General features: G+C 72.1%; 15 protein-coding genes and 1 tRNA gene. 10 read left to right on the forward strand and 6 right to left on the reverse strand.

Annotated features, from left to right (window positions below; all coding sequences use genetic code 11):
- The first annotated feature begins 34 nt into the window (after positions 1-34).
- A complete protein-coding gene (locus OE229_RS07285) occupies positions 35-907 on the forward strand; it encodes a PHP domain-containing protein (protein WP_262137201.1) in 873 nt (290 codons plus the stop codon).
- Between the two features lie 178 nt (positions 908-1,085).
- Here the strand turns inward: OE229_RS07285 and OE229_RS07290 are convergent, their stop codons facing one another.
- Positions 1,086-2,594 carry a DEAD/DEAH box helicase gene (locus OE229_RS07290; RefSeq protein ID WP_262137203.1) on the reverse strand — a complete coding sequence of 503 codons (1,509 nt, stop codon included), beginning with the start codon at positions 2,592-2,594 and terminating at the stop codon, positions 1,086-1,088.
- A 189-nt stretch (positions 2,595-2,783) separates the two neighbouring features.
- On the opposite strand from OE229_RS07290, the gene OE229_RS07295 reads away from it, so the two are divergent.
- Positions 2,784-3,497 (forward strand): ferritin-like domain-containing protein, encoded by a 714-nt coding sequence (locus tag OE229_RS07295; RefSeq protein ID WP_259362753.1) that lies wholly within the window; start codon positions 2,784-2,786, stop codon positions 3,495-3,497.
- Between the two features lie 36 nt (positions 3,498-3,533).
- Here the strand turns inward: OE229_RS07295 and OE229_RS07300 are convergent, their stop codons facing one another.
- Both OE229_RS07300 and OE229_RS07305 read right to left on the reverse strand, forming a co-directional pair.
- Positions 3,534-3,830, reverse strand: a complete 297-nt coding sequence (locus OE229_RS07300; RefSeq protein ID WP_262137204.1) for a hypothetical protein — start codon at positions 3,828-3,830, stop codon at positions 3,534-3,536.
- Positions 3,831-3,834: 4 nt separating this feature from the next.
- The gene (locus OE229_RS07305) at positions 3,835-4,059 is read right to left on the reverse strand and encodes a DUF3107 domain-containing protein (protein WP_262137205.1); all 225 of its coding nucleotides are present in this window, start codon (positions 4,057-4,059) and stop codon (positions 3,835-3,837) included.
- A 127-nt stretch (positions 4,060-4,186) separates the two neighbouring features.
- Here OE229_RS07305 and OE229_RS07310 point away from each other — a divergent pair, with 127 nt between their 5' ends.
- Complete coding sequence (locus OE229_RS07310) at positions 4,187-7,342, forward strand: UrvD/REP family ATP-dependent DNA helicase (RefSeq protein ID WP_262137207.1); 3,156 nt, start codon at positions 4,187-4,189, stop codon at positions 7,340-7,342.
- Positions 7,339-10,632 (forward strand): ATP-dependent DNA helicase, encoded by a 3,294-nt coding sequence (locus OE229_RS07315; RefSeq protein WP_262137208.1) that lies wholly within the window; start codon positions 7,339-7,341, stop codon positions 10,630-10,632. The genes OE229_RS07310 and OE229_RS07315 overlap by 4 nt, the downstream gene beginning before the upstream one ends.
- Before the next feature lie 407 nt (positions 10,633-11,039).
- On the opposite strand, the gene OE229_RS07320 is transcribed toward OE229_RS07315, so the two are convergent.
- A complete protein-coding gene (locus OE229_RS07320; RefSeq protein WP_259580744.1) occupies positions 11,040-12,038 on the reverse strand; it encodes a phosphotransferase in 999 nt (332 codons plus the stop codon).
- A gap of 116 nt (positions 12,039-12,154) precedes the next feature.
- Here OE229_RS07320 and nudC point away from each other — a divergent pair, with 116 nt between their 5' ends.
- Together nudC and OE229_RS07330 are read left to right on the forward strand one after the other, a co-directional pair.
- A complete protein-coding gene (gene nudC, locus OE229_RS07325) occupies positions 12,155-13,090 on the forward strand; it encodes an NAD(+) diphosphatase (RefSeq protein ID WP_262137210.1) in 936 nt (311 codons plus the stop codon).
- Positions 13,087-14,853 carry an ATP-dependent helicase gene (locus OE229_RS07330; RefSeq protein WP_262137212.1) on the forward strand — a complete coding sequence of 589 codons (1,767 nt, stop codon included), beginning with the start codon at positions 13,087-13,089 and terminating at the stop codon, positions 14,851-14,853. Before nudC ends, OE229_RS07330 begins: the two co-directional genes overlap by 4 nt.
- Here OE229_RS07330 and OE229_RS07335 read toward each other — a convergent pair.
- The gene (locus OE229_RS07335) at positions 14,744-15,601 is read right to left on the reverse strand and encodes a TOMM precursor leader peptide-binding protein (protein ID WP_262137214.1); all 858 of its coding nucleotides are present in this window, start codon (positions 15,599-15,601) and stop codon (positions 14,744-14,746) included. The genes OE229_RS07330 and OE229_RS07335 overlap by 110 nt on opposite strands.
- Before the next feature lie 60 nt (positions 15,602-15,661).
- On the reverse strand, positions 15,662-17,080 hold the full coding sequence (locus OE229_RS07340) for a zinc-dependent metalloprotease (protein WP_262137216.1): 1,419 nt from the start codon (positions 17,078-17,080) through the stop codon (positions 15,662-15,664).
- A 152-nt stretch (positions 17,081-17,232) separates the two neighbouring features.
- Here OE229_RS07340 and OE229_RS07345 point away from each other — a divergent pair, with 152 nt between their 5' ends.
- The 4 genes from OE229_RS07345 to OE229_RS07360 all read left to right on the forward strand — a co-directional run bounded on the left by OE229_RS07345 (position 17,233) and on the right by OE229_RS07360 (position 22,599).
- A complete protein-coding gene (locus OE229_RS07345) occupies positions 17,233-18,342 on the forward strand; it encodes a YlbL family protein (RefSeq protein ID WP_262137220.1) in 1,110 nt (369 codons plus the stop codon).
- Positions 18,343-18,507: 165 nt separating this feature from the next.
- A complete protein-coding gene (locus tag OE229_RS07350) occupies positions 18,508-21,492 on the forward strand; it encodes a UPF0182 family membrane protein (protein WP_262137222.1) in 2,985 nt (994 codons plus the stop codon).
- 63 nt (positions 21,493-21,555) lie between these two features.
- Positions 21,556-21,632: transfer RNA gene (locus OE229_RS07355), tRNA-Met, on the forward strand.
- Positions 21,633-21,759: 127 nt separating this feature from the next.
- Positions 21,760-22,599: a carbon-nitrogen hydrolase family protein gene (locus tag OE229_RS07360; RefSeq protein ID WP_209133549.1), complete on the forward strand. Its 840-nt coding sequence runs from the start codon at positions 21,760-21,762 to the stop codon at positions 22,597-22,599.
- The last annotated feature ends 20 nt before the right edge of the window (positions 22,600-22,619 follow it).

Genomic DNA, 22,619 nt, shown 5'->3' on the forward strand with positions numbered 1-22,619 from the left:
GTGCGGCCGCTCACCTGTGGATAGCATTGGCCACGTGCCAGACCCGTTCATCGACCTGCACGCGCACTCCAGTGTCTCCGACGGCACCGAGCGTCCCGCGGAGCTCGTGCGAGCGGCCGCAGCCGCCGGACTCGACGCCGTCGCGCTGACCGACCACGACACGACCGCGGGGTGGGCGGACGCCACGGCCGCGGCGCACGAGCTGCCCCTGACCCTGCTGCCGGGCCTCGAGCTGAGCACCCGGATCGGCTACCGCAGTGTGCACGTGCTCGGCTACCTGGTGGACCCCGAGCACCCCGGACTGGTCGAGGAGACGACCCGCATCCGCGACGGCCGGCTCTCCCGCGCGCACCGCATGGTCGACCGCATCGCCGAGGACCACCCGATCACCTGGGCGGACGTCCTGGCCCAGTCCAGCCCCGGTGCCACGATCGGCCGTCCGCACATCGCCGACGCCCTGGTCGCCCGTGGGCTCGAGTCCGACCGTTCCGCGGCGTTCCGCGGCATCCTGCACCCCGCGTCCGGCTACTACGAACCACACGAGGCACCGTCGCCCCTGCGCGGCGTCGAACTCATCCGGCAGGCAGGCGGCGTGCCCGTCATCGCGCACCCGGCGGCGTCCTCGCGCGGGATCGTCATCGATGAACCGATGCTCCGCGACCTCGTCGACGCCGGGCTCGGCGGGCTCGAGGTCGACCACCGCGAGAACCTGGCACACGGCAAGCGCACGCTGCTCGACTGGGCGACCCGCTACGGCCTGTTCGTCACCGGTTCGAGCGACTACCACGGCACCGGCAAGCCGAACCGGCTGGGGGAGCACCGTACCGCACGCGTCTCCTTCGACGCGATCGTGTCCGAGGCGAGGGGCAGCGCTCCCGTGGTCGGACCCGGCTCGCGCCTGTCCTGACGCGTCGCGCCGTCCCACCGAAGCGACAGATCTCGCTCGGCGCGGCGTGACCCATCCGCGGGAGCGACAGATGCCCGCTGACCCTTTGCGGCGATCTGTCGCTCCCACGGTGCAGTCGGGGGGGGGGAGACGGCGAAGGGCCCGTCGCGTCAGCGACGGGCCCTTCGGTCTGGAGGCGTTACTCGCCTTCCGACGTGCCCTGCGGTGCCGAAGCGGTCGCCGAGGCATCGCCGGTGCCGGCTCCGCGACGGCGGCGACGGCGACGGCGCTTCGCGGCGCCGTCGGTGGTGGAACCAGCCTCGGCGGCCGAGCCGTCCTCGGTGCCCGTCGCGGCGGTGGGGGCGACCGACTCGGTGGCCGGAGCCTGCGCGGCGGACTGCTCCGAGCCTCCTGACCGGGTGCGGCTGCGCGACCGCGAACGCGACGCGTCACGCGAACCCGAGGCCGGACGGTCGCTGCTGCGCTTCTCGACGGGCGCGCCGGCAGAAGCCGCGTGCGACGACGAGCCGGGCAGACGGCCCTTGGTGCCCTTGGGGATGTCGAGTTCCTCGAACAGGTGGGGCGACGACGAGTAGGTCTCGACGGGCTCGGGGATCCCGAACTCGAGGGCCTTGTCGATCAGCGTCCACTTGTGCAGGTCGTCCCAGTCGACGAACGTGACCGCGATGCCGGTCTTGCCCGCTCGGCCGGTGCGGCCGGCGCGGTGCAGGTACGTGTCCGGGTCGTCCGGGATCGTGTGGTTGATCACGTGCGTGACGTCGTCGACGTCGATGCCGCGGGCCGCGACGTCGGTGGCGATGAGCACGTCACGCTTGCCGGCCTTGAACGCCGCCATCGCGCGCTCGCGCTGCTCCTGGTTGAGGTCACCGTGCACCGCTGCGGCGTTGAACCCACGGTCCTTCAGTTCCTCGACGAGCTTCGCCGCGGCACGCTTGGTCCGGGTGAAGATCACGGTCTTGCCGCGGCCCTCGGCCTGGAGGATGCGGGCGATGACCTCGTCCTTGTCCAGGGAGTGCGCGCGGTAGATGAGGTGCTTGATGTTGGCCTGCATGAGGCCCTCGTCCGGGTCGGTCGCCCGGATGTGCACCGGACGGCTCATGAACCGGCGGGCGAGGGCGACGATCGGCGCGGGCATCGTCGCCGAGAACAGCATCGTGTGCCGCACCTCGGGGACGGCCTGGAAGATGCGCTCGATGTCCGACAGGAACCCCAGGTCGAGCATGCGGTCGGCCTCGTCGAGCACGACCTCTTGCACGTGGGAGAGGTCGAGTAGACGCTGCCGCTGCAGGTCGATGAGCCGCCCGGGCGTGCCGACGACGATCTGGGCACCGGCCTTGAGCTGCTCCACCTGGCCCTCGTAGGCCTTGCCGCCGTAGATCGAGACGATCGTGGTCGGACGGTTCGAGGCCGCGAGTTCGAGGTCCTCGGTGACCTGGACCGCGAGTTCACGGGTCGGGACGACGACGAGCGCCTTCACACCGTGCGCCGGGTCGGCGCCGAGCCGCTGGATCAGCGGGAGGCCGAAGCCGAGCGTCTTGCCGGTACCCGTCTTGGCCTGGCCGATGATGTCCTGGCCGGTCAGGCCGAGCGGGATGGTCTGTTCCTGGATCGGGAAGGGCTCGAGGATGCCCTTGCCGGCCAGTGCATCGACGATGTCCTGGTCGATGTTGAGGTCTGAGAAAGTCAAAGAATCACCTTAGTTCTGGTGGAAGTCCCGGCCAGTCTACCGACGGGCGCGTGGTCCGGGCGCTCCGGGGTCCGTCGGGGCGTCGGCGCGGGCGACCGGCGGGCGTCACTGGACGTCGGGCGGGTGACCGGTCGGCACCGCTGGAGGTCGGGCGGGTGACCGGCGGGTGCCCTCTATGCTGGACGGGTGGTGTCGTGGTGGAACCGGAAGCGCGCGGCGCAGCTCGCTGCCGCATGGCTCGCGTCGCGGAGCCCGCGCGGAGCCGCACAGGTCAAGCGGCTCGCGCTCGACGACGTCACCCCGGAGCTCGACGTCTACCTGGGGCAGGCCGCGTACCTGCAGCTCTCCGTCTACGAGACCATGGGACGAGCCGGTGCTTCCGCACCGACGCTCTCCGGCCGTCTGGTCACCGGGGTGCTCGCGACGACGGCGCTCGAGCGGCACCGCACGATCGTGGCCGAGATCGAGCGCAGCGGCGGAGACCCGGCGGCGCTGATGGCCCCGCACCGCGAGGCGATCGACCTGTTCCTCGAACGGACCAGCGGTGCCGACTGGTACGAGTCGATGCTGACCGGCTACGTGACGGCCGGCATCCTGAACGACCTGTTCGGCAACCTGCTCCGCTCGCTGCCGATCGACGTGCGGCAGCGGCTCCGTTCGGTGTTCGACGCGCGCGAGGAAGCGGCGGTCGTCGAAGAACTGACGGCGCACATCGAGGACGACCCGCAGATCGGTTCGCGTCTGGCGATGTGGGGACGTCGCCTGGTGGGTGACACCCTGCTGGTCGCCCGGTCGGCGCTGGCGTCGCACGCCCGCGAGGACCAGGAGCGGCTCGAGCCGGTCTGGACCGAACTCATCGCCGCGCACACCCGACGGATGGACGCACTCGGTCTGACGGCCTGAGCGGTCAGGCTGCTCGAGCGTCGGGCCGCCTGCTGGTCAGGCGCCGCGCGTCCTGAGCTGCTCGTAGTACGCGGCGTCGCGCTTGTCGCGCTGGGTGCCGAGGAGCCACTCGACGACGAGGGCGACCACGCCGGACCCCACGAGGGCCACGACCCAGATCCAGGTGCCGTCGTACCGCCACCCGGCCCAGGTCAGTGCCTCCCAGAGGACGGCTGCGGCGATGCCGCCGACCGCGGGGCCGACGAGCACGCCGCGGTTCGACCGCCACGGCAGGATCACGTGCGTGACCGCGCCGATGATGACGCCGCCGAGGACGGCGAAGAGCAGTTCCACGTCGTCAGGCGACGAAGCCGATGCGCCGTGCCTCTTCCGCGCCGACCTCGACGTACGCCAGGGCCGAGACGGGGACGATGAAGCGACGACCCTTGTCGTCCTGCAGCGACAGGTGCGTCGACTTGGCGGTGAGTGCCTCGGACACGGCCTCCTCGACCTCGTCCGCGGTCTGGGCGGTCTCGAAGGCGATCTCGCGGGGGCTGTTGATGATGCCGATCTTGATGTCCACGAGCACAGCGTATCCGAGCCGTCCCGTGCGGCATCGGGCGTTCGCCGCGGGCGCACTCGACGCCGTGACGACCGGTGTCCCGCGCGTCCGCAGCGGCGCTGTCGGCGGTCCTGGGTACCGTACGAGCGTGCCGCAGACCACGCTGACGTTCGCTCCCGAGGACACCGGGTTCGCGCGCGCACTGGTCGACGACCCCTCGCAGGCCGCGGTGCTCGCGCTGCCGGACGGCCGTCACGCCGCGGTGATCGGTGCACCGGGCAGTGGCAAGACGACCACGCTCGCACGGCTCGTCGCCGACCGGCTGACCCGACCCGACGCCATCACCCCCGACGGCCACGCGACGGTCCTCGCCCTGACCTCGGCGCGGACGGCCGCGACGGCGCTGCGCGACCGGCTCGCTCGGGCGGTCGACCGGGTCGTGCCGGGTGCACTCGCCCGCACCGTGAACTCGCTGGCGTTCCAGATCGTCACCCACGCGGCGTCGGTGCAGGGGCAGGAACCCCCGACGCTGCTGACCGGTGGGGAGCAGGACCGGATCATCGCCGACCTGCTCGCCGGGCACGAACTCGACGGAGCCGGACCGGCCTGGCCCGACCCGATCACCGCCGTCGTCCGTGAGCGAGCGGGTTTCCGCACCGCCCTGCGTGACGTCATGATGCGTGCGGTGGCCGCCGGCGTCGAGCCCGACGACATGCGGGAACTCGGCGACGAGCTCGGACGACCCGAGTGGCGGGCCGTCGGGGACTTCGTGGACGACTACCGGGCATCGGTGACCGCGTTCCGACCGACCGGACTCGACTCCGGCGAACTCGTGGCGTACGCCACCGCCGCGGTGCTGCGGCACGAGCTCCCCGCGAGCATCGCCGCCCTGCGCCTGGTCGTGGTCGACGACACGCAGGAACTGGTGGAGGGTGAGATCGCCCTGCTCGGGGCACTCGCCCGCTACGGCGTGCAGCTCGTGGCCTTCGGCGACCCGGACATCGCCGCCTCGGCGTTCCGCGGCGCCGAACCGGACGTCCTCGGTCGCCTGGCCGTGCGACTCGGCGTCGACCGCGTCGACGAGCTGTTCCTCGGCGCAGTGCACCGGCACCCCGCCCCGATCCGTGCCCTGGTCACCGGTGTCACGGGTCGCATCGGCACCGCGGCGGCCGGTCGGCAGCGCAGTGCCTCGGCGGGCGACCAGGATGCGCGGTCCGACGCCGTCGTGCACCTCGAGGCCGCCAGCCGGTCCGCGCTGGTCGTGGCGATCGCCCGTCGACTGCGCGAACACCGCCTGCTCGACGGTGTGCCGTGGCACCGGATGGCCGTGGTCACCCGCAGCGGTGCTGCCATCCCCGAACTCGTCCGGGCACTCTCCGTGGCCGAGGTCCCGGCGACCGCCGGTGCCGCGCCCGTCCGTCCGCGCGACGACTCCGCGGCGCGGGCGCTGCTCGACGCGGCTGCGGTGGCGCTCGACGTCCTGCCGCTGGACGCCGCCCTGGCCACCGCGTTCGCCACGGGACCCCTCGGTGGCCTCGACACCCTGGCGATGCGCCGGCTCCGGCTCGCCCTGCGGCGCGAGGAACTCGCGGGCGACGGCAGCCGCACCGCCGACGAACTGCTGGTCGATGCCCTGGGCGCACCGGAGCGCCTGGCGACGGTGGACGCCGGGTTCGCGCGCCGGGCGACCCGGCTGGCCCGGAGCCTGGTGCAGGCACGTGCCGACGCCCAGGCGGGATCGAGCATCGAGGAGATCCTCTGGGGCCTCTGGGAACGCAGCGGTCTCGCGAAGTCGTGGGGTGCCCAGTCCGCCGCCGGTGGGGTCGGCGCCGGGGAAGCCGACCGGCACCTGGACGCCGTCGTCGGCCTGTTCACCGCCGCCAAGCGCTTCGTCGAGCGCACGCCGGACGCTCCCGCGCGGGTCTTCGTCGACGACCTGCTCGGCGCCGACCTGCCCGAGGACTCGATCGGCCCCGACCGGACCGCCGGCCGGGTGCGGGTGCTGACGCCGTCGGCGACGATCGGGCTCGAGTGCGACGTGGTCGTGGTGCTCGGTCTGCAGGACGGCGTCTGGCCCAACACCCGGGTGCGCGGCAGTCTGCTCGACCCGGACGGACTGGTCCGCGCTGCTGCCGGGGTCGAGCGTTCGCCCATCGACGACCGTGCCGCGGTGGTCGCCGACGAACTCCGGCTGTTCGCGCGGGCCGTCTCGCGCGCCACCACCCAGGTCGTCATCGGCACGGTCGCGAACGACGACGAGTCGCCGTCACCCTTCGTCCGACTCGTCCCGGTGCCGCCGGACCGTCAGCCGACCGTCCACCCGCTGTCCCTGCGTGGGCTCGCCGGGTCGCTGCGCCGCCGGGTGGTGGGCTCCGGCGACCACGAGGCCGCGTCCGCGCTGGCCCGCCTGGCCGAGGCCGAGGTACCCGGGGCGGCACCGGACGAGTGGTACGGGCTCGCCGAACCGACCACGGACGACCCCCTGGTCGACCTCGACGCCGAGCCCGCGCCCGAGGTCGAGGGTGGCGAGCCCGTCGCTCCGGCCGTGTCGGTGTCGCCGTCGCGGATCGGCACCTTCGAGGAGTGCCCGGTGCACTGGTTCGCCCAGACCTTCGGCGGCGGTGCCCCGAGCCCGGCGATGGGCATCGGGACGATCGTGCACGAGGCGATGGAGCACGCAACCGAGATCGACGTCGAGTCGCTGTGGGAGCGGGTCGAGGCCCGGTGGGACGAGCTGACGTTCGAGTCGCCCTGGGTCGCCGACCGCGAGCGCGCCCGGACCCGGCGGATGATCGAGGGGCTGAGCGACTACCTCCGTACCTTCGCCCGTGCCGGCCGCCGGCTGCTCGGAGCCGAGACGTCGTTCGCGCTCGTGACCGGGCCCGCCCGGATCCGGGGGAGCATCGACCGCATCGAGGTCGATCCCGAGGGCCGGGTCAGCGTCGTCGACCTGAAGACCGGCCGGTCGATGCCCAGCGAGAAGAACGACATGCCGGAACACCCGCAGCTCGGCGCCTACCAACTCGCGGTCGAGGACGGCGCGGTCGAGGGCGTGCCGGCGGGTTCTCCGATGACCGACGCCCGGCTGGTGTTCGTCCAGAACCCCCGCGGTGGGCAGGCGTTCTCCGAGCGGACGCAGCACGCGTTCGACGCCGAGGCGCGTGAGGCCTACCGCGAGCGGTTGCACGGGGTGGCGCGGGGCATGGCCGGCCGGACGTTCGTGGCGAACGTGGACGACCACTGCGAGAAGGCCCGGACCGGGGTCGAGTGCCGGATCCACGTGGTGGCGGAGGTGACCTGGTGAGCGACACGGCGGACAGGACCGACGCGGCTGACGCGACCGGCACGGCTGCTGTGGCTGGCGCGGTCCGCACGGCTGCCGCTGTGCCGCCCGTCATCCGGCACGACGCCGACGCCATCGCTGACGCCCTCGGCCGCCCCCGCCCCACCGCCCAGCAGCGCGCGGTCATCGAGTCGCCGCTCGTGCCGGCGCTGGTCGTCGCCGGAGCCGGCAGTGGGAAGACCGAGACGATGGCGTCGCGCGTCGTCTGGCTGCTGGCCAACGGACTCGTCCGCCCGGACGAGGTGCTCGGCCTGACCTTCACCCGCAAGGCCGCCGGTGAACTCTCCGTCCGCATCAACGACCGCATCCGCGCGCTCGAGGACGTGGGGCTGATCACCCCGGGGGACGCCTTCGAGGCGCCCACCGTCTCGACGTACAACGCCTTCGCCAACGCGGTCTTCCGCGAGAACGCCCTGCTCGTCGGGCGTGACGGAGAGTCCCAGGTGCTGACCGAACCCTCGGCCTGGCAGCTCGCCCGTCGGGTCGTGGTGGCCGCCCGCGACGACCGGCTCGCCGGACTCGACCGCGATGTCGACACCCTGACCGCGGCCGTGGTCGCCCTCGCCGGCGCCACGTCCGAACACCTCGTCGAGCCGGAGGACCTGCGCCGGTTCGCGATGGAGTTCTCCGAGCTGCTCGAACTCCCCGGCAACCGCGGCAAGCCGTACAAGGCGATCACCGACGCGGTCGCCGCGATCGGTGCCCTCGAACCCCTGGCCGACCTGGTCGCCGAGTTCCGACGGCAGAAGGTCGACCGCGGGTTCGTGGAGTTCTCCGACCAGATCGCCCTCGCGCTCGCCGCGGCCGAGTCCGCGCCCCGCGTCGTCACCGACCTGCGGAGCCGGTACGGGGTGGTGCTCCTCGACGAGTACCAGGACACCTCGGTGGTGCAGACCCGGTTCCTCGCCCGGCTGTTCCGCGGGCACTCGGTGATGGCGGTCGGCGACCCGCACCAGTCGATCTACGGGTTCCGTGGTGCGAGTGCGGCGAACCTCGCCCGGTTCCCGCACGACTTCGGCAGCGACGAACCCGACGTGGCCGAACCCGTCACCTTCGCGCTGTCGACCAGCTGGCGGAACCCGGTGGACGTGCTCGCGGGGGCGAACGCGATCGTGTCACCGCTGTCCGAGGCGTCCGAGGTCGACGTCGAACGGCTCTCGCCGCGGCCGGGCGCGGACGCCGGCACCGTGCGGGTGGTGTTCCCGGAGACCCTGCCGGAAGAAGCCGACGAGGTCGCGGCGTGGTTCCAGGACCACCGCCGTCAGGACCCGACGGGCTCGATGGCGCTGCTGCTGCGCGCGCGGAAGGACCTCGCGGCGTTCACGGCGGCGCTCGGTGCCCGCGGGGTGCCGTACCACGTGCTCGGCACCGGAGGACTGCTCCAGCGTCCGGAGATCGTCGACCTGGTGGCGTGCCTGCGCGTGCTGCACGACCCGGCGGCCGGCAACGACCTGATCCGGCTGCTGGCGGGTGCACGGTGGCGGGTCGGGGCGGCGGACATCGTCGCCCTGCACCAGCTCGCCCGGTGGCTGTTCCAGCGCGACCACACCCAGCAGCGCCTCGACGACGACCTGACCGCGGCCTTCCGGGCCTCGGTGGCCGCCGGGGAGCACGGGTCGATCGTCGACGCCCTCGACTTCGTCGCGACCGCACCCGACGAGCACGGCGCGCTCGAGGGCATCACCGCCGCCGGGCGCAGCCGGATGCGTGCGCTCGGCGGGCAGCTCGCGATGCTCCGCTCACGCGCGGGGAGCGACCTGGTCGACTTCGTGACGCTCGTCGTGCAGGAGATGCGACTCGACATCGAGGTCGCCGCGCACGAACAGGGCAGCGGCGCCTACCTCGACGCCTTCATCGACGAACTCGCCGGCTTCGTCTCGACCGACGACCGCGCCGACCTCGGTTCGTTCCTCGGGTGGATCGACGCCGCAGCCCGGCGTGACGACATGGGTCCGCGTTCCGAGGAGCCCGAGGCCGGGACCGTGCAGATCCTGACGATCCACGGGTCCAAGGGGCTGGAGTGGGACGCCGTCGCGGTGCCCCGGATGGTCGAGGGCGGGCTGCCGGCGCGTCCGCAGGAGGGCTCGTCCGGTTGGCTCGGGTTCGGCCGACTGCCGTACGAGTTCCGCGGGGACGCCGCCGAGCTGCCGCGACTCGCGTGGCGCGGGCAGGAGACCCAGAAGGACGTCACCACGGCGATCGACGCCTTCAAGGAACAGGTGAAGGCCCGCAACGAAGACGAGGAGCGCCGGCTCACCTACGTCGCCCTGACCCGTGCCAAGCACGACCTGCTGGTGTCCGGCTCCTTCTGGGCCGGCGGGGTCCGACCCACCGAGCCGAGCCGCTACCTGCGCGACCTGGTGGACGCCGGCGTCATCGACGGTGCTGCGATCCCCGAGACGACGGTGCACGACGAGAACCCGATGGGGGAGAGCGGCGCGACCCAGACCTGGCCGCACGTGCCGTTCGGGCAGCGCGCGCCGCGGGTCCTGGCCGCGGCGGAGCGGGTGCGGAACGCGAACCCCGGCGCTGCGGGGCGCTTCGCTGCCGACATCGACCTCCTGCTCGCCGAACGGCACGCCACCCGGAACGCGAAGCACGCGGTCGCCGTCCCGCACCGGGTGCCGGCCTCGGGCTTCAAGGACTACCTGACCGAACCCGACTCGGTCGCCGAGCGGCTCCGCCGGCCGATGCCGGAGCGACCGTACCGCGCAACCCGGCTCGGCACGCTCTTCCACCAGTGGGTGGAACAGCGGGCGCAGAGCGGCGGCGCGCTCGAGACGCTCGACGTGTGGGACGGGGAGCTCGACCTCGATGCCGACGACCTCGCCGACGCGTCGCCAGACGCCGTGGTCACCGACGACGACGCCCGTCGACTGGCGGACTTCCAGGCGACGTTCGCCCTCTCCCGGTGGGCTGGGCTGACACCGATCGAGGTCGAGCGGGAGATCCACATCCCGTTCCTCGGGCACAGTGTGGTCTGCAAGCTGGACGCCGTGTACGAGATCGACGGACGCGCCGAGGTCGTCGACTGGAAGACGGGCAAGGCGCCGTCGGGCGCGGACGACCTGGCCCGCCGAACGCTGCAGCTCGCGCTGTACCGCGTCGCCTACGCCGAGTTCACCGGGCGACCGCTCGACCAGGTCGACGCGGTGTTCTACTTCGTCGCCGACGACCTCGAGGTCCGTCCGACCGAGCTGCTCGACCGCGCCGGACTCGAGCGTGCGTGGGCCGAGGCCATCGGCAGCTGATCCCCCCTGCGTCACGCGGGTGGCGCGTCGCGCCCGTCCTGTACCGCGCCCGTGTCGCGCTGCGCCCGCGTCGTGTTCCGCCCATGTCGCGCTACGCCCCGCGTCGCGCAGGGCCCGTGTCGAGTCGCGCCCGTGTCGGGTCGTGCCCGTGTCGTGCTCCGCCCTGGAGGCCCGGTGCGGGTCCGCCCTGCCGGCACCCGGCCTCCAGGCGGTCGCGCCAGGTGCCCGGGCGGCGGCCGGGACCGGTCACCACTCCCCGCAGGACGCACAGCGAGTGGTCACAGACCGTCGGGCGGCCGCGCTGGGACCGACGAGTCATGACCCCTCGGCGGAACTGAGCGGGGAGTCGTGACCGCCGTGCGTGGAACGAGACAGCGTGGAACGAGACGGCGTGGAACGAGACGGCGTCAGCCGTGGCGGCGTTCGGTGGAGGACAACAGCTGCTCCACCTCGCCGATCTCCATCGTCTCGGGTGACACCGACTGCAGCGGTTCCGCACTCGGGGCGTGCACGGCGTCGACCAGGCGGTGCATCATCGCGACGGCATCGTCGACGACCTCGGTGCTCTTCGCCTGCACGCCGTGGAGCAGCCAGTGCGCCGTCTCGAGTTCGTGGTGCACGCGTGCACGCTGTGCGAGCTGGCGGTCGCGTCCGCCGCCGTTCGCCTCGTAGGCGCTGAGGACGGTGTCGAAGGCATCGCGGCGGCCGGCGAGCACCCAGGCGAGGTCCTTCGCCGGGTCGCCGAGCCGCAGCTCGCCCCAGTCGAGGACCCCGGTCACCGCGTCGCCGTCGACCAGCAGGGCGCCGGTGCCGAGCGACCCGTGCACGACGGTCGGTGTGAACTGCCAGAGCTGCTGGTCGCGAGCGGCACCCTCCCAGCGTTCGACGAGCGCGGCGGGGACGAGCTTGGTCGCCACGGCGCGGTCCATCACCGAGACGGCGGACCGGAGTACCTCGAACGGCGTGAGCGACGGCAGGCCGGCGTCGGAGACGAAGCTCGTCGGCAGCTGGTGGATCGAGGCGACGGCACGGCCGACGCTGGTGGCGAGGTCGGGGCGCTCGACCAGCGAGGCGAGGGTCGGGTGAGCCCCGGCCAGTCGGGTCGTGACGATGGCGCGCGTCGACCCGATCGGCGCCTGGCCGCGGTACTCGGCGACGCCGAACGGCAGACGCGTGCGGATGCCGGCGCTCAGCGCACGGATGGCGACGAGGTCGGCCGACTGCCGCGCTTCGGCGCGCTGGTTCCGGGGGCGGCGGATGACGATCTCGGTGCCGTCGGCGTCGCGGAGGAGCGCCGACTCGTAGTCGCCGGCCGCGGCCGAGCCGAGCGTGCGCGTGCCCGTGACGAGGAGACCGGGAACGGCCGTCGTCGCCAACGCGGCTAGAGTGAACTGGGATCCCGCCATGCCCCTCAGGGTAGGCGCGTGAGCCGTGCACGGCTGCACGCCACGCTGTTCGGCGGCCCGCACGCCCACCGCACGTCTCCTGCACGTCCGTACCCGATCCGAGGAGCTCTCCCGCCGTGACCGTCGAGTTCGCCGCCCGGCTCCCGCTCTCCCGCAACGAACTCGACCGCGACGCCGAGTTCCGCACGACCGACGACGTCGAGCGCGTCCTGCGCGATGACGAACACACCCGGTACCTGCCGGTGCGTGGTGCCGAGATGCTCCGGAACGCCGACGGCACCCTGCGCTTCGTGACCGCGCCGGAGATCCCGGTCGACACCGTGACCCTGTACCTCGGCCGTGCGGTGTCGGACGCCGCCGACGCCCCGGCGGGTACCCGCTTCGTCGCCGCCCTGATCGACAGTGCGACGGCGACCGCCATCGAACCCGACGACGACGCCTGGCAGAGCCTCCGGATGTTCGGCACCGAGCTCTCGCCGCGCGACCAGGGCCTGGCGGTCGAAGCCGTCGCGATGGCCAACTGGCACGCCGTGCACGGCTTCTCGCCGCGCACCGGGTCGCCCACCGCCGTCGTGAGCGGCGGATGGGTCCGCCGCGACCCCGAGGGGCACGATCTCTTCCCGCGCACGGACGCGGCGATCATCGTCGGGGTCGTCGACGCCGACGACCGGATCCTGCTCGGTTCCAACGCCGCCTGGGACGCCGACCGGTACTCGCTGCTGGCCGGGTTCGTCGAGCCGGGGGAGTCGCTCGAGGACGCCGTCCGTCGCGAGGTCTGGGAAGAGTCCGGCGTCCGCGTCGAGGAGCCCGAGTACCTCGGCTCGCAGCCGTGGCCGTTCCCCGCGTCGCTGATGGTGGGCTTCCGTGCCCGCGCAGTCGGCGGTGACCCCACGACCGCCCGCCCCGACGGCGTGGAGATCCTGGACGTCCGGTGGTTCTCGCGCGACGAGATCCGCGAGCGCGCCGGCGACACCCTGCTGCTGCCGGGACGCACCTCGATCGCCCGCGCCATCATCGAGGAGTGGTACGGCGGGCCGCTGGACCTGCCGTGAGTGCCGCCGGTCCGCGCGCCGCAACGGGCGCAGGGGCGGTCGAGCCCCGGCCGCCGTCGCCCGACGAACTGCTCGCCGCGCTCGACGCCGAGCAGCGGGCGGTCGCCCGCACCCTGCTCGGTCCGGTCGCGGTGCTCGCCGGCGCCGGGACGGGCAAGACCCGTGCGATCACGCACCGGATCGCCTACGGCGTCGCCACCGGGACCTACGCCCCGAACCACGTCCTCGCGCTGACCTTCACGACCCGTGCCGCCGGCGAGCTGCGGTCGCGCCTGCGCGCGCTCGGGGCCGGGACGGTCCAGGCGCGCACCTTCCACGCCGCCGCGATGGCGCAGCTCAGCTACTTCTGGCCGGACACCGTCGGCGGGCACGCCCCGAAGATCGTCGAGTCCAAGGGGCGGATGATCGCCCACGCCGCGGACACGGTCGGCATGCACGTCGACACCCCGGTGCTCCGCGACCTGGCCGCCGAGGTCGAGTGGCGCAAGGTGCAGATGCTCTCGCTCGACGAGTACGAGGCCGCCGCCGCCGACCGGGTGATGCCGCGCGACACCACACCGCGCCGGGTCATCGACCTGATGAAGGCGTACGAGCGACTGAAGGACGACCGGCGGCAGCTCGACTTCGAGGACGTCCTGCTGGCGACCCTCGGCATGGTCGAGTCCGAGCCCCGCGTGGCGTCGTACGTGCGGCAGCAGTACCGGTTCTTCGTCGTCGACGAGTACCAGGACGTCTCGCCCGTCCAGCACGACCTGCTGCGCGCCTGGCTGGGCGGCCGGGACGACCTGTGCGTGGTCGGGGACGCCAGTCAGACCATCTACTCGTTCGCCGGCGCCTCGAGCGACTACCTGCTCGGGTTCGGGTCGGAGTTCCCACGCGGGTCGGTCCTGCGCCTCGAGCGGAACTACCGCTCCACTCGCGAGGTCGTGTCCGCTGCCAACACGCTGATGCGCGGCCAGCCCGGCGCGCTCGACCTGGTGGCCCAGAGCCAGGAACCGGGCCCGGAGCCGGTCGTGCTGGCCTGCGTCCACGACGGCGACGAGGCACAGACCATCGCCCGGCGCATCGCCGAGGTCATCGGGGCCGGAGCGTCCTACGGGGACTGCGCCGTGCTCTTCCGCGTCGGGGCGCAGTCCGCCGCGCTCGAGTCCGCGCTCGGCCGGAACGGCATCCCGTACCGCGTGCAGGGAGGCACCCGGTTCTTCAACCGCCCGGAGGTCAAGCTCGCCGTCCACCACATGCGCGGCGAGGCGATCCGGCAGACCGACGACGAGCTGACCCGACGGGTCCGGCTGGTGCTGCAGGTCAGCGGTTGGACGGAGACACCGCCGGAGGGCACCGGCGCAGTGCGCGAGCAGTGGGAAGCGCTGCAGGCGATCATGGGCCTGGCCGAGGACGCCCCCGCCGGCACGACGATGCAGCAGTTCACCCAGGACCTGGTGGACCGTGCGGCGACGCACCACGAGCCCGAGGTCGACGCCGTCACGCTCGCGACGCTGCACTCGTCGAAGGGTCTGGAGTGGCCGCACGTGGTCATCGCCGGCGCCGCCGAGGGGCTCCTGCCGATCTCGCACGCGTCGACCGACACCGAGGTGGACGAGGAACGACGCCTGTTCTACGTCGGGCTGACCCGAGCCCGCCGATCCGTCACGATCACGTGGTCGCAACAGGGCTCCACGCGTGGGGGAGCCCGGGCTCCGAGTCGGTTCCTGGCAGCGCTCGGCACGCGCACCGCGGATGGGGCCGGACCGGCGAACGGCTGACCGACAGGTCGTCGCGCTCGAAGACGAGCTGGTCGGGCTCGGCCAGTTGCGTCCGGAGCGGGAGCCGTTCCAGCAGCATCCGCGTCGTGGCGGCGGCCACCGCCGCTGCTCGCCACGGCGACAGCGGTGCGGGGTGCCGCCCCCACACCTGGGCGGCGATCGCCGGCCAGGCCGGGTCGTCGTCGACGCGTGCGTACTCAGCGCACTGGAGGCACGGCCCGGCTCCCGGCACGACGAACGGACCGAGACGGACGCGTCCGTCCCCGACGACGACCGCCAGGTGCGGCACGCCCCGGCGGGTCCACGCGGCGCGGAGCGCCGGATCGACGACGTGGTCGGCCACCACCACGGCGAGGCGCGGTTCGGGCTCGGGCAACGCGATCGGGCCCCCGGCGGGCGCGGTGGTGCGACTGACCGTCACACCCTCGCCGGAGAGGAACGTCGCCACGATGTCGGCGAGGACACCGTCGCCGTGCACCTCGATGCGTTCGAGCGGCTCGGGCAGGACCTCGACCACCGCGGGCGACGCCGCACCGAGCACACCCGCAGCACGTTCCGGCGAGCACCCCGACGCGGCCGCCAGGCCTGCCAGCACGTCGTGGCCGGTCTCTCGTCGCAGGCCGTCGAGGAAACGCTCTTCCCCCGTGGTGGGCACCGCGACGACGGCGCGTGGAGGATCGACCCCGAGCTGGACCGTGGCGGGGTCACGCCAGACGAACTCGAGCGTCGGATCGATGCGGATGCCCATGACCCAACGGTGCCGGAGTGCGCGGCACGTGTGGGGTCACCAGGGGCATCTGTGGAGAACTCAGCGGGGCTGGTCGCCCGTGTCGTTCCCCGGCTCGTCGTCCGCTCCACCCTCGGGGTCGTCCGCCACACGGCCGGACTCGTCCTCGTGCGGGCGCGCACCCGTCGAGTCGTTCAACAGGTCCTCGAGGGCCCTGTCGAACGCGTCGTCCTCGTCGCTCTGGGACGGATTCCGCAGCCGTGCGACGAGGGCATCGGGTGCGTCGACGTCGTCCGAGGTCGGCACGAGGTCGAAGTGCGACCAGAGGGCGTCGCGCTGTTCGGCGCCGAGCTCGTCGGTCACCCGCTGCCACATCGCCGCGGCCTCACGCAGACGACGTGGACGCAGCTCGAGGCCGACGAGTGTGGCGAACGCCGACTCGGCCGGGCCACCGGCCGCACGGCGGCGGCGCACCATCTCGGCGATCGCCCCGGCCTTGGGGAGACGGACGGTGGCGGCAGCGGTGACCGTGTCGACCCAGCCCTCCACCAGGGCGAGCATCGTCTCGAGCCGGGCGAGTGCGGCGTCCTGCTCAGCGGTGCGCGGCGGGATGAGGGCACCCGAGGCGAGTGCGTCGCGCAGTTGCTCCTGGTTGGTCGGGTCGATGTCGGCCGCGAGTTCCTCGACGCGGTCGAAGGGGATGTGGATGCCCCGCGCGTAGTCCGTGATCGACGAGATGATGTGCAGTCGCAGCCACCGTGCCGACCGGAAGAGCCGGGCGTGGGCGAGTTCGCGGACCGCGAGGTAGATGCGGACCTCGTCCTCGGAGACATCGAGGCCCTCGGCGAACTCGGCGACGTTCTGGGGCAGGAGTGCTGCGACCTGCTCGTCGAGGAGCGGCACGCCGACGTCACCGCCGGACACGACCTCCTTCGACAGCTGCCCGACGACCTGGCCGAGCTGGATCGCGAACAGCGCCCCGCCGATGCCGCGCATCGCCTTCGAGACGTCGCCGAGCATCGCCTTGAGCTGCTCGGGAGCACGCTGGTCGATCGCCTCGGTCAGGGCATCGGCGATGCTGAAGGCCACCGGCTCGGCGATCTGCGTCCACACCGGGACGGTCGCCTTGGCCCACTGCTCACGCGTGTACAGACTCGGGGTCGCGGTCAGTTCGGCGACCGTCGTGACCTCGTCGAGCCACAATGCGGCGACCTGGAACGCCTGGTCGGCGGCCTGCGAGGTGGCCGGGTCGACGGGGTGGCCGCCGTCCCGAGCGATCGCGGTGGCGCGTTCGGCGGTGGCCGAGAAGTCGATGCCGTCACCGCCGGACTGCGCGGCGCGCTGGAGCTGGCTCATCAGGTTCGCCACGGAGGCCGGGTCGTTCGGCAGACCGGCGGCACCGGCGAGCTGCGACGGGTCGATCTGCCCCTCGCCCGAGAGCAGCTTGCGCAGCATCTCCTGGAAGTCGTCGTCCGGCCCCGGCTGTGGTTCATCAGGCATGCCGACTACGCTAATCGCTGCTCACGGGGCCGCACCTGGGATGCCCCCGTGGGAACGCCCGGAGTGCTGCGCCCAGGGCGAACAGCCCCGTCGCGAGACGTGGGCGACCACCCTGCCGCCAGGCGCGGGTGCCCACCTCGGAAGGACCCCGCGTGACCCTCTTCGCCCCCGCGCCCCGTCGTCGCTCGCGTGCCCGGACCGTCGGGTGGGCGTTCCTGATCGGCGCGGTCGTGCTGGGCCTGCTGGCGAGCCTGCTGCCCAGCCCGTACCTCATCGAGGTCCCCGGGCCGGTCTACGACACCATCGGCACGCAGAAGCAGGGGACGGGCAAGGACGCGAAGGACGTCAAGCTCATCCAGGTGTCCGGCCACGAGACGTACCCGACGGCAGGCGCCCTCGACATGCTCACCGTCGGCATCCAGGGCGACGCCACGAACCGTCCGTCGTGGACCAGCGTGATCCGCGCGATCTTCACCAGGTCGCAGGCGGTGATCCCGGTCGAGGCGATCTACCCGAGCGGCACCACGACCGAGCAGGTGAACGAGCGGGACTCCGCCGACATGCAGGCGTCGCAGCAGTCGGCCGTCGCCGCCGCCCTCATCCAGCAGGGGAACGACCTGCCCACGGAACTCGAGGTGAGCGCCGTGCAGCAGGGCTCAGCGGCCGACGGCGCGATCGAGAAGGGCGACGTCATCACGGCGTTCGACGGCAAGCCGCTCACGACCAACGCCGACGCAGGGAGCCTGCGCGAAGCCGTCGCGCAGCACGGCACCGCGAGCCCCGCGACCGTCACCGTCGAGCGGGACGGCGCGACGAAGGACGTCCGCGTGACGCCGCGCAGCGAGCAGGGCACGGCGCTGCTCGGTGTCGGCGTCACCGAGCGCTACGAGTTCCCCTTCAAGGTGTCGATCCGTCTGCAGGACGTCGGGGGCCCGTCAGCCGGCATGATGTTCGCGCTCGGGATCATCGACGAGATCACGCCGGGCAAGCTCAACGGCGGCAAGCACGTCGCGGGCACCGGCACGATCACGGCGGACGGCGAGGTCGGCCCCATCGGCGGGATCCGGCAGAAGCTCTACGGCGCCGCGGACGCTGGCGCCACGGTGTTCCTCGCCCCCGCGGACAACTGCGACGAGGTCGTCGGGCACGTACCGGACGGGCTCGACGTCTACAGCGTCTCCACGCTCGACCAGGCCGTCACCGACCTGCAGACGATCGCCGACGGCAAGAGCACCGCGAAGCTCGCCCGCTGCGGTTCCTGACCCGGTCCTGAGTCCCCGTACAGGTTCACGCTCGGTCCGGTCCCATAGGATCAGAGTCACTGACGGCCCGCCGCGAGCCGGGCCCGCCGGTCCGACACGTCTGGAGCACATCAAGTGACGACAACCTCGTCCACCTCGGGGCGGCGTTCGCCGCGGGTCCCCATCGTGGTCACGATCATCGTGCTGGCCGCACTGGTGATCGCCTTCTTCATCTTCGCCAGCCTGTACACCGACTACGCGTGGTTCGCGCAGCTCGGGTTCCAGCAGGTCCTCACGACCCGGTGGATCGCCGGGACCCTGATGTTCCTGGCGGGCTTCCTGGGCATGGCGGTCCCGGTCTTCGTGAGCATCGCGCTCGCGTTCCGGTTCCGGCCGGTGTACGCGAAGCTCAACTCGCAGCTCGACCGCTACCAGCAGGTCATCGAGCCGTTGCGGCGCGCCGTGATGATCGGCATCCCCGTGGTGCTCGGCATCTTCGCCGGGCTCTCGACGGCGGGCCGCTGGAGCATGGTCCTCGAGTACTTCAACCGCACGCCGTTCGGCAAGACCGACCCGCAGTTCGGACTGGACATCGGGTTCTACGTGTTCGAGCTGCCGTTCTGGCGCTCGATCGTGGCCTACTCATCGGCCGTCGTCCTCATCGCCGGCCTCGCTGCGCTCGCCGCGAGCTACCTCTACGGTGCGCTCCGCTTCGGTGGGTGCGAGGTCCGGATCTCCCGTGCCGCGCGCATCCAGCTCGCGGTCACGGCGGCGCTCTACGTCGCGCTGCAGGCCGTCAGCCTCTGGCTCGACCAGTACGCGGCGCTGACGAAGTCGAACTCGCTCATCACCGGTGCCCAGTACACCGACGTCAACGCGGTGATCCCGGGCCGCGAGATCATGGCGGGCATCGCGGCGATCGTCGCGCTGCTCTTCATCGTCACGGCGGTCATCGGTCGCTGGCGCATCTCGATCGTCGGGACGGGCCTGCTGCTCGTCGCCGCGATCGTCGTCGGCGGCATCTACCCGTGGGTCGTCCAGCGTCTGCAGGTGAAGCCCTCGGAGCGCACCTTCGAGTCGGCCTACATCGAGCGGAACATCAAGGCCACGCGTGACGCCTACGGCGTCGCCGGGGTAGAGGAGCAGAACTACGACGCCACGACCGAGGCGAGCTCGGGCGCCCTGGCGCAGGACGCCCAGACGACGGCGAACATCCGCCTCATCGACCCGAAGATCGTCTCCGACACCTTCAGTCAGCTGCAGCAGTACCGGCAGTACTACCAGTTCCCGAACGAGCTCGACGTCGACCGCTACGACGTCAAGGGCGAGACCGAGGACACCGTGATCGCCGTGCGCGACATCGACCTCGACGGCCTCAGCTCGGCTGCGAACACCCAGTACAACCGGGCGTTCGTCTACACCCACGGCTACGGCGTCACCGCGGCCTACGGCAACCAGCGCGCGAGCGACGGGAAGCCGGTGTTCCTCGAGTCCGGTATCCCGTCGAACGGTGCGCTGGGCGACTTCCAGCAGCGCGTGTACTTCGGTGAGACCTCGCCGCCCTACTCGATCGTGGGTGCCCCGAAGGGTACGAAGGACGTCGAACTCGACTACCCGTCCGGCTCCGACGACGACAACGGCGGCAACGCGACCACCACGTACGCCGGCGACGGCGGTCCGAGCCTCGGCAACTTCTTCAACCGGCTCGTCTACGCCGCGAAGTTCCAGTCGGAGCAGATCCTGCTCTCGAACGCGGTGAACAAGGACTCGCAGATCCTCTACGACCGCGACCCGATCACCCGCGTGCAGAAGGCCGCGCCGTACCTGACCGTCGACAGCGACGCCTACCCGGCGATCGTCGACCACCGCATCCAGTGGGTGGTGGACGGCTACACCACGAGCGACGCGTACCCGTACTCGCAGAGCCAGAGCCTGTCGGACAGCATCGCCGGCGCCGAGTCCTCGACGTACCGCACCGACCAGGTGAACTACATCCGGAACTCGGTGAAGGCCACGGTCGACGCGTACACGGGCAAGGTGACGCTGTACACGTGGGACACGAAGGACCCGGTCCTGAAGACCTGGCAGAAGATCTTCCCGACGTCGATGAAGCCGGTTTCGAGCATGAGCGCCGAGCTCCTCGACCACGTGCGGTACCCGACCGACCTGTTCAAGGTGCAGCGCTCGATCCTCGGCACGTACCACGTGACCAACGCGAACTCGTTCTACTCGGGTGACGACGCGTGGAACACCCCGCAGGAACCGACGAGCACGGCGACGTCGGACAGTGACGCCGACACCGCGGCGACGTCGACGAACGCGCTCGGCGCGCAGACGACGACGACCGCCAACAGGGCGAACCTGCAGGACCCGTACTACCTGACGATGAAGGTGCCGGGGCAGGGGACGGCGTACTCGCTGTACACGACCTACATCCCGCAGCAGTCCGCCGGGGCGAACAACCGCAACGTGCTGACCGGGTACCTGGCGGTGAACTCCGACGCGGGTGGAGCCGGCAAGGGCGAGAAGGCGTCGGACTACGGGAAACTCACGTTGTTGACGATGCCGAAGACCGACAACATCCCGGGCCCCGGGCAGGTGCAGAGCCTGTTCAACGGTGACTCGACCGTGTCGCAGGAGCTGAACATCCTGAAGCGGGGCAACTCGACCGTGAAGCAGGGCAACCTGCTCACGCTCCCGGTCGGCGGTGGGTTCCTCTACGTGCAGCCCGTCTACGTCCAGTCGACCTCGAGTGGTTCGTACCCGCTGCTGCAGAAGGTCCTCGTGGCCTTCGGCGACAAGATCGCGTTCGAGGACACCCTCGACGAGGCCCTGAACTCGCTGTTCGGCGGTGACTCCGGTGCCGCCGCCGGCGACTCCGGCGCGAGCGGTTCCGGTTCCGGCAGTGGTTCCGGATCCGACAGCGGTTCCGGCTCCGACACGGGGTCCGGTTCCGACACGGGTTCCTCGGGCTCCGGCTCGACCGGCGGCTCGACGGGATCCGGCTCGACCGACAACGACGCCCTGCAGGAGGCCCTGGCCGACGCCAAGGCAGCCCTGCAGGACCGTCAGGAGGCCTACGCCGACAACGACCTGGTCGCTGCGGCGGAAGCCGACCAGCGCCTCCAGGACGCGATCGAGGCCGCCACGGCAGCCGAGAACGGCAACTGACACACCGTGGCGGGGCACTCGATTTGTGTCCCGCCACGGCCCCGTGTAGGCTTCTAAACGTGCCGCGGGGTGGAGCAGTTCGGTAGCTCGCTGGGCTCATAACCCAGAGGTCGTAGGTTCAAATCCTGCCCCCGCAACCAAGCGTCACATGAAGGCCCCGGTCCAACAAGACCGGGGCCTTCTTCGTGTCCCCGGTCGCGAGACGACCCACCGCGAGACGACCGGTCGCGAGACGACCCGCCGCAGGCCCCCGGGTACGCTCACCCCATGGCCACCCTCACGATCGCGGCGGCGCAGTTCGCCCCCGTGGACGACCCAGTCGCCAACCTCGACACCGTGCGCGCCGCCGCCGCCGACGCGGCCGCCCGCGGCGCGGACCTCCTCGTCACGCCGGAGTACACCTCGTACTTCACCGCCGACATCGACGATCGTTTCGTGGCGGCCGCGCAGCCCCTGGAGGGTCCGTTCGTCTCGGGCCTCCGCGACGTCGCCCGCGAGACCGGGATCGCCCTCGTCGTCGGGGTCGCTGAGTCGACGGACACGCCGGAGCGCTTCCGGAACACCCTGGTCGCGGTGCTCCCGTCGGGCGACCTGGCAGCGACGTACCGAAAGGTCCACCTCTACGACGCCTTCGGCTCGCGGGAGTCGGACCGCATCGCGTCCGGCGACCCGGAGCAGCTGCCGGTCTTCGAGCTCCACGGAGTCCGCATCGGGCTCGAGACCTGCTACGACCTGCGCTTCCCCGAGGTCACCAGACGGCTCGCCGCTCCGGAGACCGGAGCGGCCGACGTCGTCGTCCTCCCCGCGGAGTGGGTGCGCGGTCCCGGCAAGGAGCACCACTGGCGCACGCTCCTCACCGCTCGCGCGATCGAGAACACCGTCTGGGTCGTCGGGGTCGGCCAGACGCCGCCGATCGGGATCGGCGGCTCGGTCGTCCTCGACCCGTCGGGTGTCGCGGTCGCCTCGGCAGGCGCCTCGCCGACGACGCTCGCCGCCACGATCGACACCGCCGTCACCGACGCCGTCCGGCGGGTGAACCCGTCGCTGTCGCTGCGGCGGTACGACGTCGCACTGCGCCCCCTGCCTGGAGGCCCGGGGCAGCCCTGACACGTCGGTCGCGTCCCGAC

The sequence above is a fragment of the Curtobacterium poinsettiae genome (assembly GCF_025677645.1).
Lineage (GTDB): Bacteria > Actinomycetota > Actinomycetes > Actinomycetales > Microbacteriaceae > Curtobacterium > Curtobacterium poinsettiae_A.